This is a genomic window from Demequina flava (assembly GCF_000975035.1).
GTDB lineage: Bacteria > Actinomycetota > Actinomycetes > Actinomycetales > Demequinaceae > Demequina > Demequina flava.
Genome location: NZ_BBRA01000001.1, coordinates 552,539 through 566,621 on the forward strand (window position 1 = coordinate 552,539; position 14,083 = coordinate 566,621).

At 63.5% G+C, this 14,083-nt stretch carries 12 protein-coding genes; 4 read left to right on the top strand and 8 right to left on the bottom strand.

Going from position 1 to position 14,083, the window contains the following annotated elements; genetic code table 11:
* Positions 1-2 precede the first annotated feature (2 nt).
* A complete protein-coding gene (locus tag AOP74_RS02635; protein WP_061960785.1) occupies positions 3-734 on the top strand; it encodes an adenylate/guanylate cyclase domain-containing protein in 732 nt (243 codons plus the stop codon).
* 9 nt (positions 735-743) lie between these two features.
* Here the strand turns inward: AOP74_RS02635 and AOP74_RS02640 are convergent, their stop codons facing one another.
* Positions 744-1,439 carry an adenylate/guanylate cyclase domain-containing protein gene (locus AOP74_RS02640; RefSeq protein ID WP_061960786.1) on the bottom strand — a complete coding sequence of 232 codons (696 nt, stop codon included), beginning with the start codon at positions 1,437-1,439 and terminating at the stop codon, positions 744-746.
* Positions 1,440-1,555: 116 nt separating this feature from the next.
* Positions 1,556-2,641, bottom strand: a complete 1,086-nt coding sequence (gene ychF, locus AOP74_RS02645; protein ID WP_061960787.1) for a redox-regulated ATPase YchF — start codon at positions 2,639-2,641, stop codon at positions 1,556-1,558.
* Positions 2,642-2,745: 104 nt separating this feature from the next.
* Here ychF and AOP74_RS02650 point away from each other — a divergent pair, with 104 nt between their 5' ends.
* The gene (locus AOP74_RS02650; RefSeq protein ID WP_061960788.1) at positions 2,746-2,991 is read left to right on the top strand and encodes a hypothetical protein; all 246 of its coding nucleotides are present in this window, start codon (positions 2,746-2,748) and stop codon (positions 2,989-2,991) included.
* A 35-nt stretch (positions 2,992-3,026) separates the two neighbouring features.
* Here the strand turns inward: AOP74_RS02650 and AOP74_RS02655 are convergent, their stop codons facing one another.
* The 4 genes from AOP74_RS02655 to AOP74_RS02670 form a co-directional block, all read right to left on the bottom strand.
* Positions 3,027-4,742: an ABC transporter ATP-binding protein gene (locus AOP74_RS02655; RefSeq protein WP_061960789.1), complete on the bottom strand. Its 1,716-nt coding sequence runs from the start codon at positions 4,740-4,742 to the stop codon at positions 3,027-3,029.
* A gap of 2 nt (positions 4,743-4,744) precedes the next feature.
* The gene (locus tag AOP74_RS02660; protein ID WP_061961875.1) at positions 4,745-5,701 is read right to left on the bottom strand and encodes an ABC transporter permease; all 957 of its coding nucleotides are present in this window, start codon (positions 5,699-5,701) and stop codon (positions 4,745-4,747) included.
* A 74-nt stretch (positions 5,702-5,775) separates the two neighbouring features.
* Entirely contained in the window at positions 5,776-7,293 is a 1,518-nt protein-coding gene (locus tag AOP74_RS02665) for an ABC transporter permease (protein WP_061960790.1), read from the bottom strand.
* A 146-nt stretch (positions 7,294-7,439) separates the two neighbouring features.
* Positions 7,440-9,200: an ABC transporter substrate-binding protein gene (locus AOP74_RS02670; protein ID WP_061960791.1), complete on the bottom strand. Its 1,761-nt coding sequence runs from the start codon at positions 9,198-9,200 to the stop codon at positions 7,440-7,442.
* Between the two features lie 198 nt (positions 9,201-9,398).
* Here AOP74_RS02670 and AOP74_RS02675 point away from each other — a divergent pair, with 198 nt between their 5' ends.
* Positions 9,399-10,868, top strand: coding sequence for a DNA recombination protein RmuC (locus AOP74_RS02675; RefSeq protein ID WP_152649132.1), 1,470 nt, complete (start codon positions 9,399-9,401; stop codon positions 10,866-10,868).
* 444 nt (positions 10,869-11,312) lie between these two features.
* Here the strand turns inward: AOP74_RS02675 and AOP74_RS02680 are convergent, their stop codons facing one another.
* The gene (locus AOP74_RS02680) at positions 11,313-12,299 is read right to left on the bottom strand and encodes a 4-hydroxy-3-methylbut-2-enyl diphosphate reductase (protein WP_061960793.1); all 987 of its coding nucleotides are present in this window, start codon (positions 12,297-12,299) and stop codon (positions 11,313-11,315) included.
* Between AOP74_RS02680 and xseA the strand changes: the two genes are divergently transcribed.
* Entirely contained in the window at positions 12,289-13,629 is a 1,341-nt protein-coding gene (gene xseA, locus AOP74_RS02685; protein ID WP_082095958.1) for an exodeoxyribonuclease VII large subunit, read from the top strand. The genes AOP74_RS02680 and xseA overlap by 11 nt on opposite strands.
* 12 nt (positions 13,630-13,641) lie before the next feature.
* Here the strand turns inward: xseA and AOP74_RS02690 are convergent, their stop codons facing one another.
* Complete coding sequence (locus AOP74_RS02690; RefSeq protein ID WP_061960794.1) at positions 13,642-14,073, bottom strand: hypothetical protein; 432 nt, start codon at positions 14,071-14,073, stop codon at positions 13,642-13,644.
* Positions 14,074-14,083: the final 10 nt, after the last annotated feature.

Consider the following 14,083-nt stretch of genomic DNA (forward strand, 5'->3'; position numbering starts at 1 on the left):
ACATGGACGGCAACTACAGACCATATGACTGGACGGCCAGCTCGGCCCGGATCAAAGCGATCCTGGATCAGCCGGCGGGAGCGTACGAGGAGGTAGACGGGCTCCCTGACCGGGACAAGCTCACGTTCTCCAACGGCTTCTACGGCATGTGCTCGGCGATCTTCATTGACATCCGAGACTCGTCCGGCCTGACGTCGAAGCACAAAAGGCCCGTCCTTGCGAAGATCTACCGGTCATTCATCTCGGAAATGGTCGCAGTCCTAAATTCCGACTCCTATGTGCGCGAGGTGAATATCGTCGGCGACTGCGTGTGGGCCTCCTACAAGACGACGCAGGTCAACCACATCGACGATGTGTTCGCTACCGCAGCGCAGGCCAATACCCTCCTGAAGCTCCTCAACCACCACTACGAGAAGGCAGGGATCACCCAGCTCAGCATCGGCATAGGCGTCGAGTACGGGCGGGTCCTCATGATCAAGGCGGGGTACAGCGGCAGCACGATCAACGACGTCGTGTACATGGGCGACGTCGTCAACAGGGCAGCCCATCTGGCGCACCTGGCGGGGCGCGCTTGGGGATCGAGCCCGATCGTCGTCGGAGACGTCTTCTACTCGAACCTGAACGAGAACAATCAAGGCCTACTCCGACCGCAGTGGACGTCCGGCATCGGAACCGTGTACCAGGGAAATCCCATCATCCCGCCGATGGACGAGTGGCTCAGCTCCCTCAGTTGACATCCGGCGTCAGCCCGACCACCAGAACGTCGACCCGTAGATCTGATAGCCCATGTCGGAGGTCCCCAGGTCAGTCCACATGTTCCGCTTCGGATTACCCCCGAGCTTCGAGGTCTCATTCAGCCTGCTGTAGACGTCGGCGGTGATGTAGGTCGGGTAACGAGGATCGAGCGCAGCCAACTTCGCCGCATTGTTTGCCGCGTTCCCAACCCACACCAAGTCATTGCTGCCTCGGATGCCTGTTCGGGCGACGAAAAGCTTCGAGGTATCGATGCCAACCCGTTGCTTGAGCACGAACGTGCTCTTCGGGTACTTCTCGGCGATCTTCGCTGCCACGATTTTCTTCGATGCCCAGTTGATCTGCAGCCCACACTTCGCGGCGTCGGTGTTCTTCGAGTCCCCGATGAACACACCCATGACACGGTCCCCGTCGTAGGCCGTGATGATGCCGCCCCGCGCTCGAATGATCTTCGCTGCACAGTAGAGGTAGTTCTTGTAGACCACCGCAGCGAACCAGTCCTTGTGACCCTTGACCATCTTCGTCGACGACGCAAGATCCGCGTAGAGGACGGTTGCGTCGAGCTCGACAGCAAGGTTCTTCAGCGGAAGGTCATCGGCGTCGGGCACTTTCTGGCCTGCGCGACGCTCCCACTGCTCGTCGACAGTCTTCTGGACGTACGCATCCAGTTCATCTTTCAGACTCATGTCGAGGCTCCTCCCCCACGCTCACTCTAACCGTTCGCTTGATCAGCTTGGCCGCTGGGCAGTGTCAAAGGGTCGCAGCAGTAGGTCTGTTCGCAACCTGTCACATACGCCAGAGGTTATACGGCGAAACGGAACTCCACGACGTCACCATCGACCATCGTGTAGTCCTTGCCCTCCATACGCACCTTGCCGGCCGCCTTGGCGTCGTTCATGGTGCCGTGCTCCATGAGGTCGTCGAAGGACACGACTTCAGCCTTAATGAAGCCCTTCTCGAAGTCGGTGTGGATGACTCCGGCGGCCTGCGGCGCGGTCCAACCCTTGCGGATGGTCCACGCGCGCGCTTCCTTAGGGCCGGCGGTGAGGTAGGTCTGCAGGCCCAGCGTGTCGAATCCGATGTGCGCGAGCTGGTCAAGGCCGGACTCGGTCTGGCCGGTGGACTCGAGCATTTCGCGGGCTTCGGCGTCGTCGAGTTCGATGAGCTCGGACTCGAACTTGGCGTCGAGGAAGATCGCCTTCGCGGGCGCCACGAGCGCTTCGAGGCGCGCCTTCTTGTCTTCGTCCATCAGGCCCGCATCGTCGGTGTTGAACACGTAGATGAAGGGCTTGATGGTGAGCAGGTTGAACTCACGGAGTTCTGCGGTGTCGATGCCAGCTGCGGCCGCTCCGGCGAACAGGGTCTGCCCGGCCTCGAGGACTTCCTTGGCCTGCGACACTGCGGCCAGCTGATCCGCCGAGCCCTTCTTGATCTTGACTTCCTTCTCCAGGCGCGGAAGGACCTTCTCGATGGTCTGCAGGTCCGCGAGGATCAGTTCGGTGGCGATGGTTTCGAGGTCGCCGGCCTCGTCGGTGGAGCCGTCGACGCGGGTCACGTCTGAGTCGTCAAACGCACGTGTCACCTGGCAAATCGCGTCAGCTTCGCGGATGTTCGCGAGGAACGCGTTGCCCAGGCCCTCTCCCTCGGATGCGCCCTTCACGATGCCCGCGATGTCGACGAACGACACCGTCGCGGGGATCTCCTTCTCCGAGGAGAACACCTCGGCAAGCTTGCCCAGGCGTGCGTCAGGCAGCGGCACGACGCCGACGTTGGGCTCGATCGTCGCGAACGGGTAGTTCGCGGCGAGCACCTCAGCGCGGGTCAGAGCATTGAACAGGGTGGACTTGCCGACGTTGGGCAGTCCGACGATTCCGATAGTTAGAGCCACGGGCGACAAGTCTAGTTCGTACGGGGACGCCTTGCGTGCAGAGGGCCGATGCTGGGGTCACCCGTTGCCGCACACTCACGCGGCGCACGGCGTACAGTCGGGCTATGAGCGGTCTTGAAGAGATCTTCAATCCGGGCGCCGAGGAGACGATCGACTACCTCGCGCGCGAGAAGGTCTTGCCCGCCCCCGCGCCTGTCGCGGGCGCGCCCATTCGGGACGCTGACGGAGCCGAGTTGTACATTCCTCCCCTGCCCACCGAGGCAGTGATGCCCGAGCCGCCACGGCGACCCGAGCATCGGCCCGATGCCGAAGGCACCCGCACAGACGACGACGGGCCGAGCGCAACCTAAGTCGCGCATCGGCCCGCCGTGCGTAGTTGTTGTGACTACTTGTCGTCGATACGCAAGCCGTGCTCGCGCTCGCCCACCTCTTCGAGGAAGCGGTGACGCTCCTCGCGACGCTCGCGCTGCTCATCCGGGTCTGGCACAGGAGCAGCCATCAGAAGACGCTTCGTGTACTCCTCCTGAGGGTTGCGGAGCACCCGCTCGCGGTCACCCTGCTCGACAACTTCGCCGTCCTTGAGAACCACGACGCGGTCGGCGAGCATGTCGACCACCGCGAGGTCGTGCGAGACAAAGAGGCAACCGAAGTCGTACTGCTCCTGAAGCGCGGTGAACATCTTCAGCACTGCGGCCTGGACGGACACGTCCAGCGCCGAGGTCGGCTCATCCGCAACCAGGAGCTCAGGGTCAAGGCTGAGCGCACGCGCAATCGACACGCGCTGACGCTGACCACCCGAGAGTTCGTGGGGGTACCGGTTGGCCATCGCGCGCGGAAGTTCGACCGCGTCCAGCAATTCGAGGACCTTCTCCCGACGCGATGCCTTGTTGCCCACGTTGTGAACTTCCATGGGCTCAGCGATGCAGTCGCCCACGGGAAGGCGCGGGTTGAGGGAGCTGGCCGGATCCTGGAAGACCACACCGACGCGCTTGCGCAGAGCCTTGAGAGGCTTGCGCTTCATCTTGGTGATGTCCTCACCGAGAATCGCGACCTCACCTGACGCGGCAGGGATAAGCCCCAGCGCGGTCCGGGCGATCGTCGACTTGCCCGAACCGGACTCGCCGACCAGACCCACGATCTCTCCCCGCGACACGCTTAGCGAGACGTGATCGACCGCGCGGAACGGGGTCTTGCCCTGGCGGTGGAACTCCACCACCAGATCGGTGACCTCGAGTGCCTTGGGTCCGTCGGACTCGACTGGAGGGGTCTCGCCGCGCGTTCCCAAGCGCGGAACCGAGTCGAGCAGTCGCTTGGTGTACTCGTGCTTGGGCTCCATAAGAACCTCATGCACGGTGCCCTGCTCGACCAGGTCGCCCTTGTACATCACGGCGACGCGGTCGGCCATGTCTGCCACGACACCCATCGAGTGCGTGATCAGCAGGATGCCGGTGTTGAGTTCTTCCTTGAGCGAGCGCAGCAGGTCGAGGATCTCGGCCTGCACCGTCACGTCGAGGGCCGTCGTGGGCTCGTCGGCGATGATCACCGTCGGGTCACACGACAGCGCCATGGCGATCACGATGCGCTGGCGCTGACCGCCGGAGAACTCGTGCGGGTACTGGAACAGACGACGCTCAGGGTCGGGGATGCCGACCATTCGGAGAAGCTCGATCGCCTTCTCGTCGGCTTCCTTGCCGTAGGCCTTGCCGTGAAGTTCCAATGCCTCGACCATCTGAGTCCGGACCGTGAGGACCGGGTTCAGGGCCGTCATGGGCTCCTGGAAGACCATGGCGACATCGTCACCACGCATCTTGCGCAGGCCCTTGCTCGACATGGTGTCCACGCTCTTGCCCGCAACGTTGATCTTGCCGTTGATGGTGGCGTTGCGGGGCAGAAGCCCAAGCGCGGAGGTCGAGGTCACGGACTTGCCGGAACCGGATTCACCCACGAGCGCCAGGACCTCGCCCGGCTTCACGTCGAGCGAGATGCCCTTGACTGCGTGGACCCGTCCAAACTCGGTGTTGAACTTCACATCGAGATCGGTGAACGACAGGACCGAGTCGCCCTCGAGTGGCGCGTTGGTGGTGTTGTCAGTCGTCGTCATGATCAACCGTCCTTGCCCTGGCGGGGGTCAAACGCATCGCGCAGACCATCGCCAATGAAGTTCACGCTGAGCGCGATCGCGAGAATGAACACACCGGGGAACCAGAACAGCCACGGTCGCGATGTGAACGCCGTCTGGTAGTCGCTGATGAGCGATCCCAGCGAGATGTCTGGCGGCTGCACACCGAAGCCCAGGAAGGACAGCGACGTCTCCAGCAGAATCGCCGAAGCGATTGCAAAGGTCGTCGCCACGATGATGACACCAATGGTGTTGGGCAAGATGTGACGGAAGATGATCCGCCAGTTTCCCGTGCCGATGGCCTGTGCGGCAGCAACGAACTCGCGTTCGCGCAGCGACAGCACCTCTCCGCGCACCAGGCGCGCAAGGCCGGTCCACGTCACTGCCGCCAGCACTACCGCCAGCGCCCAGATTCCTGCGCCACTCGCGATGCTTCCCAGGACTGCGGCGAAAACCAGCAGCGGGATGATGATGAACAGGTCGGTGATGCGCATCAGCAGTGACTCTGCCCACCCGCGGAAGTAACCCGCGACGGCGCCAATAATGGTACCGATGATCGTGGACAGGATGCCCACGACGAACGCGATGACAAGCGAAATCTGCGTGCCACGCATCACCAGCGCGAAGTAGTCGCGACCGGTGGTGTCCTGCCCAAACGGGTGCTCGCCAAAGTGGAAGAAACCCATCGTGGGCTTACCGCCGTTGACGACTGTTCCCGTCTTGGTGAAGTCCTGATCCCACCAACCGGGGATGGGGCCAATCCCGATCGAGGTGAAGGCAAGAAGCGTGATGAACACGAGCACGGCCAAGCCAGCGATCGCACCCTTGTGGCGGAAGAACCGCCGGCGCACCAGTTGGCCCTGACTGTAGGACTTGTCGGCGAACTTGGGGTCGTCGATGTCACCGCCCGCGTGAGGCAGCGGCTCCGGAGCGCCCTGCATCGCGGTGTCGCGATTTTCCTCACTCATGAGTAGCTCCGTTCATACGAATCGAGAAGTAGCGGTCCATCACGGCACTACCTCCTAATCCGCGGGTCAAGGGATGCATAGGCAAGGTCAGCAACGAGGTTCATGATGACCGCGGCAGTACCCGTCACCAAGAAGAACGCCATGACCGGGTTGGGGTCGACATGCTCAAGGCCCTCCTTGAACATCGCTCCCATACCCTTCCATCCAAAGACGGTCTCCGTAATCACCGCGCCACCAATGAGCGCCGCGAAGTCCAGCGCGATGATGGTCGTGATCGGGATCAACGCGTTGCGGAACGCGTGCTTGGTGATCACCGTGCGCTCGGACAGACCCTTGGAACGGGCAGTGCGCACGTAGTCCTGGTTCATCGTCTCCAGCATCGACGAGCGCGTGTAGCGCGAGTACGTCGCGACGGATATCAGCGTGAGCAGGATCGACGGCAGCAGGAGCTGGGTGCCCCAGTCGAGGGTGGTCTCCCAGAAGTCGCCTTGGAAGTTAGGCGTCGATGCGCCAATCGTCGAGATCGGTCGCGGCTTGAGTTCGAGGAATCCGCCCCACGCATACACCAAGTGGTCGGTGAACGTCATGGCCGCCATGAACACCGCGGTCACCGCGGACATGGCCATGGCTTGGCCCCTGGAGTAGCCGCCCCAGAAGTAGCCCACGATGAGGCCCACCACCACGGCAGAAACCAATAGACCAAGAAGCAGCCACCAGTTTGGTTCCGCGAGAATCGGCTGCAATGCGAAGTAAAGGATCGCTCCGACACCAACGGTCGTCAGCGTCGAGTACAAGACACGCTTGTTGCCCAAGCCAGTGATCAGCGCAGTGAGTCCAACGGCGAACGCGGCGGAAACCAGGATCACGATGACCGGACCGAGCGCCGGGCTACGCCACCAACCGACGTAGGTGAAGTACAGCAGCGCGACGATCACGAACACTGCGGTCGCTCCGCCAGTGAAAAGGCGGCGCTTGATATGGCCGCCCATGATGCCTTGCAGGATGAATCCCAGCACCACTCCGGCTATCACCGCTTGTATGACAGATATTTGTGGATCCGCTATCCAGTCGTTGTAACGGATCGCGCCGTACTCCTTAAGGAGCACCGCGGCCCAGAACACGGGTAGCGAGAAGAATAGGAACGTCAGGAACGTCACGACGTAGTCAAAGCCGGAGTACTGACGGATCGCGGTGAGAATACCGACGATGATGCCGATGATGATGGCGGCGAAGGTAGCGATAGTCACCAAGCGCAACGTTGCGCTTGCGGACTGCTGAAGCATTGACAAGACGTCAGTGCCGGAGCGGTCGGTGCCCAGGTCGCAGGCTCCGTAGAAACAACCGGCAACGCCGGTGAGCCAGCCCCAGTAACGCTCGTACCAGGGCAGATCGAGGCCCATGGTTTCGATACGTCCGTCGATGAGAACATCGCGATTGTTCGCGGTGGACTGGCGGAGATCTTCGAGCGGGTCGCCCGAGTTAATCACCATTATGTACAACAGGAAAGAACCGACGAACAAGACCCCGAAGGAGATCGCCAGTCGCCTGAGGATGTAGCGAGTCATAAAGAGACTTCCTCTTGGACAGTGAGACGCCCGCTCGCCACTTCGCTACTGGAGCGACGCTGGTCCGCGGGCACCTCACATGTGACCGGTGGGGTGGGGCCGTGAAGCCCCACCCCACCGGCGAGTGCTGTGCTAGGTGGGTAAGCCTAGCGGACCCACTCCTCAGCGTTCCACACGATGCCCGACTGCGATGGGTTCGGGATCACGTTCTGGATCGTCGAGTCCCAAGCAGCGACACCGGGGTGTGCGAACAGCGGGATGCCGAACAGCGAATCCCACAGTTCACCCTCGATGACGACGAGCTGCTCCATCTGAGCCTCGGGGTCGAGCGTGGCGGTCAGCTCGTCCCATCCAGCGTCGACGGTCTCGTTGGAGTACATGCCGTAGTTCTGCGGACGCTCGGTTCCGTAGATGTTCTGGCCCGAGGTGATCTGGCCGGAGCCGGACCAAGCGAACATGGCGACGTCGAAGTCACCTGCGCCCAGGTCTGCCGAGAAGAACTCGGAAGAACCGTTGTCCACGATCTCGAAGCCGGCCTGGTCGCACGAGTCCTTGATCAGTGCGGCCACGTCGGTACGACGGGGGTTCGGGGTGTTGTAGCCCAGGCGAACCTGAACGGGGGTTTCGGCACCGGACTCAGCGATCTTGGCGGCAGCGCCGTCAATGTCGACCTCGTCGTAGCGGCCGTCGTAGGCAGCGGAAACGAGCTCCTCGTAGCCTTCCTGGAAGGGCAGACGCTCACGAGCGTTCATGACCTCAGCCTCAGGTGCGATCGGGGAGATCAGGTTGTCAACGATGAGCTGACGGGGCACGCACATGGCGAAGGCCTCGCGGAGCTCAAGGCTGTCAGCGAAAGCAGCACCCTCGGCGAAGTTGAAGTCGAGGTGCTCCCACACGAGAGTGTCGTAGGTGCCAACGGTGACCGACTCACCAATGGCCTCAAGCTGGTCGAGGGTGTCGACCGTGGCCTGGGGCTCGATGACGTTGAGGTCACCGTTCTGCAGCGCCTGCACGTGCGTGTCAGCAGCGGCGAAGCGGAAGGTCAGGTTGCCGGTTGCCGGCGGGGTGCCCCAGTAGTTCTCGTTCGGGACGAGGGTCAGCGACTGACCGGCTTCCCACGAACCGTAGGTGTAGGGACCCGAGGACAGTGCGAGTGCCGGGTCGGGCAGCTCGCCTGCGGTGGGCGACAGCCATCCGGTGTTCCAGAACTCTGCAACGGGTGCGAGGGTGTCGGTGTCGCCGGCCTGGATGGCGGTAACCATCTCTTCGAGCGAAATGCCACCCTGCTCAGCTGCGATGTGCGCGGGGAAGTCCACGACGGTCGTCAGCATGTAGTCGGGGTACGGGTTGGTGTACTCGACGGTGAAGGTCTTGCCGCCGGGCTCGCCCTGCGGACCCTCGGGAACGCGGTCGCCGTAGTCCACACCACTGACGTGGTTGAACATGGCTGCGTCGTCGACCATGAGCGACTGAGCGGCCCAGGTCAGCAGCACGTCTTCGTACTTGATGGGCTCACCGTCGGACCACACAGCGTCGTCCGCGATGGTGTACTCGACGACCATGGGGTCTTCCGAGATGAGCTCGACGTTGCCGAACTCCTCGTTGACCTGAATGCCGGAGTTCTCGTCAAAGTAGACGAAGGTCTGGCGAACACGCTCGTTGATGACCGAGTTGTACGTCGAGTAGGTGTCAGGGGTCAGGTCGTTGTAACCGTCCCACTGGTCCTCACCAACGGAAATGAAAATGGTGTCATCGTTCGAGCCAGTTGCAGCCTCGGTCGTGGCCTCGGTCGACGGCGACTCGGACATCGCGTCGTCGCTGTCTCCAGCATCCGAGGTGCACGCCGCCAGGGCGAGGGTGGAAGCAGCGAACAGTGCTACTCCCTTTCCCATCGTGCCGATCTTCATACTTGTTCCTCTCGCATCACGCGCCAACGATGACTCACGGGTTGGGGACGACATCTCTGGCGCGAAGGGGAAGCGGGGAGTTTCCCCACTCGTGCCGAACAGGTTAAGTAACGGTTTGTGTCAGATTCGTTTCGAGGGGCCCCAGAACGGGTGATTGTGCCTGAAATGTGACAAAACTCTGCATATCGTGCACTCAATGTGACCTACGCCACACTCAATCGTGACCTTGAGCCAAGCCATGTCAGACGTCCGTGGAAGGCTGACGTCATGGTCGAGATCCTCCTTGTCATCGTGTCGCTCCTCGCCGGCCTTGGGGTGGGCTACGCGCTCGCCGCACGCCGCGCATCGGCCCTGCGAACCGAAGCCGCCGTCGCTTCGTCACGGGCCACGGACCTCGAGGCTCAGGCGCACGCAGCTGCGTCCACGCGCGAAGCGCTCACACGTAGGGAGGCGGAGCTTGCGGCGGCGCATCAGCGCATTGAATCGCTGACGCAACAAGCAGCGGCCGATGCCGGCGCGGCTGAGCGTCGTGAGCAACGGTTGGTCGTTGAGCACGAGAAGTATGTGCAGCAGGTGCGTGGGGACCACGAGACGATGCGGCGCGAGTTCGAGGCGCTGTCCGCGAAGACGCTAAGGGCCTCCCAAGAGTCGTTGCTCGAGGTAGCAAAGGAGCGACTCACGCGGGAACGTGAAGCCGGTGAGGCCGAGATGGCCAAGCGCGAGGCGGCAGTGAAGCAGCTCGTTGAGCCGTTGTCCAAGGCGCTCGAGCAAGTGCAACGCCAGACCTCCGACGCCGACAAGGCGCGCGCCAGTTCGCAGGCGCAGATGACGGAGCAGGTCAAGCAAATGCTCGAGGCCTCGGCCAAACTTGATCAGCGCACGAGCGAGTTCGTGAACACGTTGCGCCGCTCAGATGTCCGAGGAAACTGGGGCGAGGTGCAACTACGCCGGGTCGTGGAATTGGCCGGGATGGTGCAGCACGTGGACTTCACCGAACAGGACTCGGTGCGCAATGCGGACGGAGAACTCCTGCGCCCGGACATGACGGTCCGCTTGGCAGGTGGACGCACCATCGTGGTGGACTCCAAGGTGGCGCTTGCGGCATTGCTCGAGGCGTTCGAGACTGACGACGAAGCCGTCCGCTCATCACGACTCGCCGCGCACGCACGCCACGTCAAGAAGCATGTCGACGACCTCGCCGCAAAGAAGTACTGGGAACAGTTCGACTCGGCGCCCGAGTTCGTCGTGATGTTCGTGCCGTCGGAGGCCTTCTACCAGGCGGCCCTCGAGCAGGATCCGCAGCTGCAGGAGTACGCCTACGGCAAGCGAGTGTTCATCGCCAGTCCCACCACACTCGTCGCGATGCTGCGCACCGTCGCACACGCGTGGAAGGAAGACGCCCTCGCCAAGAACGCGCAGGAAGTACTCCAAGCAGGGCGCTTGCTCCACGACCGACTGTCGACAATGGGCGAGCACCTAGCGAAGGTCGGGCGCGCAATCGAGGCAGCCGGCAAGGCCTACAACAACACGGTGGCGTCTCTCGAGTCACGCGTACTGGTGACCGCCCGCAAGTTCGGGGACATGCAGCAGATCGAGGGCGAGTTGGAAGCACCGGAGCAGGTCACGACCGACGTGCGAGCACTCGCCGCCCCAGAACTGCGCGACTGACTCCTCTCCCCTGGCGTCACTGCTGCCCTAGGCGCCCACATCCACCAGGCCTCCCGCACTCCCCTGGGCACCCGTGTTCCCCTGGCCGGCGATACTCGGCGGGATTCGCTAGCTGACGGCGCCCTGGCCGTACATGCTCGGTGGGAAAGATTGATCGACTTGCCCCTGGCCATCAGAGTCCGGCGCAGCCGGGCATTCCGGTCAAGGCCGTCGTCGCTACCGCCCCAGTAGGCGTCTGGGGTCACGTCGAGCGCGGAAAATGACCGAGAGTGCCTACTGGAGCGCGGCAGGCCGCGGCGCCACAATCACTGGAACCGCGTCTGGCAGCAAACGGTGACGAACCGGCCCATCGGCGCACCACCGAGAAGTGACGGCCAGGGCGCCGCAAACGCCCAAAGCCCGCCGAGTATGTACGGCCAGGGGAAGTGGGGCGCAGTGCGCCCGCTAGGCCTTCATTGCCTGGTCTGCGGCCTTGAGGTCGGCGCGGATCTCGCGCGGCAGCGAGAACATCAGGTCCTCCGTGGCGGTCTGCACTTCCTGGACCGTCGAGTAGCCGAGCCCATCGAGGCGCTCGAGCAGGTCGCGCACCAGGATCTCGGGCACAGACGCACCGGAGCTCACGCCCACGGTCGTCACGCCCTCAAGCCAGGACTCGTCCAGTTCGGCTGCGCGGTCAATGCGGTACGACGAGTCAGCGCCAGCCTGCAGCGCAACCTCAACGAGGCGCACGGAGTTCGACGAGTTCGCCGAGCCCACGATGATGACGAGCTCGCACTCAGGGGCCAACTTCTTCACGGCGACCTGGCGGTTCTGCGTGGCGTAGCAAATGTCGTCGCTGGGCGGGTCCTGGAGGTTCGGGAAGCGCTCGCGCAGGCGACGCACTGTCTCCATGGTCTCGTCGACCGACAGCGTGGTCTGCGACAGCCACACGACGTTGTCCGGGTCAGCAACCTCGACGGAGTCGGCTTCTTCGGGGCTGTTCACGACGATGGTGTGCTCGGGCGCCTCGCCGGCGGTCCCTTCGACCTCTTCGTGACCGTCGTGGCCGATGAGGAGAATCGTCTGCTCCGCCTTCGCGAAGCGCACTGCTTCCTTGTGGACCTTGGTCACGAGCGGGCACGTGGCGTCGATCGTGAGCAGGTTGCGCTGGTCCGCGCTTTCGCGGACCGCAGGCGACACTCCGTGAGCGGAGAACACGACGCGAGCACCCTCGGGTACTTCGTCGGTCTCGTTCACAAAGATGGCGCCACGCTCGGAGAGGGTTTCCACCACGTACTTGTTGTGGACGATCTCCTTTCGCACGTAGATCGGGGCGCCGTGGAGCTCGAGCGCCTTCTCGACGGCGATCACTGCGCGGTCAACGCCAGCGCAGTAGCCGCGAGGCGCGGCAAGGAGGACTCGCTTGGAGGAGGTGTCAGGCATGCGTTCCATCCTACGTGCCACGCGCGAACGCACCACCACCCGGTCAGTGCTCTCTGGCACGCTGGGTCCCGTGACCGAATCGCCCGATGCCCCCGCACCTTCCGTGAGCCTTCCAGGCACGGCGGGCGAGACCTCGGCGGAGCGCCCGTGGCCGGTCAGGCACCTCAGCCCCAAGATCCGCGACTACATCGCGCGCATGCCGCCAGTGTGGGTGGAGGGGCAGGTCCTCAACGCCAAACGCTGGAAGCACATGGTGTTTCTGACCCTGCGCGACACCGACGAGCAGATGTCGCTCAAGGTCACCCTGCCAGCCGCAGAGGTCGATCAGTTGAGCGTGCCATTCGTCGATGGCGCCCGCGTGGTCGTGCATGCCAAGCCATCGTGGTGGGTCAAGAATGGCGACCTGCAAATGGCCGGCGAAACGGTCCGCTCGGTCGGATTGGGCGATCTGCTCGCCCGCATCGAGATGCTGAAGGAAGATCTCGCCCGTGAAGGCCTCTTCGATCCCTCCCTCAAGCGCGACCTGCCGCTCGTGCCACGCCGGGTGGGGCTGGTGTGCGCGAATCAGGGCGACGCGGAGCACGACGTCATCGAGAACGCCCAGCGCCGCTGGCCCGCGGTCGAGTTCACAATTCGACGCGTCACCGTGCAGGGCGTCCGCTGCGTGCCGGAGACAACCGCGGCGATCGCGGAACTCGACGCCGATCCGCAGGTCGATGTCATCGTGGTCGCCCGCGGCGGCGGTTCGTTCGAGGACCTGCTGCCGTTCAGTGACGAGACGCTCGTGCGCGCTGCGGCACGGTGCGAGACGCCTCTTGTCAGCGCGATCGGACATGAGAAGGACTCGCCACTTCTCGACCTCGTCGCGGACTATCGCGCCTCTACCCCAACGGACGCGGGCAAGCGCATCGTCCCCGACGCTGACGTCGAGCGGGCACTCATCCAAGAATTGACGGCCGATGCCGGGGTCGCCATGGCGTCCCGCCTCACCCGCGAGCGCGACGGGCTCACGCAGTTCCTGTCGCGCCCGGTGCTCGCGCAGCCCCAACGCATGCTGGATCCGTTCATCGACCATCTCGGCCACGCACGCGACGCGTCTCGGCGGTCCCTGATCGCAATGCTCACGCACGCGACCTCGACTACTCGCGAACTCTCCGCGAGCCTGCGAGCCCTCAGCCCCCAGGGCACCCTTGACCGTGGTTACGCCATTGCCAGGGATGCCTCGGGCGCTGTGGTGACGGAAGCATCGGCCCTCTCAAGTGGCGCAGGCGTGCACGTGCGATTCGCTTCGGGTAGCGCCGATGCCACGGTCACCGAGGTGTACGCGGAGCGCCAGTAGCGCGGCGGGACCTTAGCCAGCAATCCCAAACTTGCCGAGCATCTTGGACCTGCCGCCCTTGGCGGACAGCCGTTCACGAGCGGCGCTCGAGTACTCCTTGCCAAACTTGCGACCCAGCTTCGCGATGATCGCGTCGGGAACCTGCTCGTTGGCGATGAGGGCATAGACGACCTCGGGGGTCTTGTCTGCCGCGAGGTCGAGGTAGATGTCCTCGGGCATATCGGGGCGCGGGTTGCGCGCCACACCGGCGCGCACGGTCGCGGACTCGTCGCGCACGAGCTTGAGCAGCAACGTCAGGGGGGTGTTGGGGTGGGCCGCGGCAGCTGCGCGGATCATCGCCTCGTCGGCCTTTGCGAACCGCACAAGTTCCTGGTCAGACAGGTTCTCGTCGAGGTCCTTCAAGCTTGCCAGGGCGGTCTGGCGGGAATAGTTCTCACTAAACATGTTCACTCCG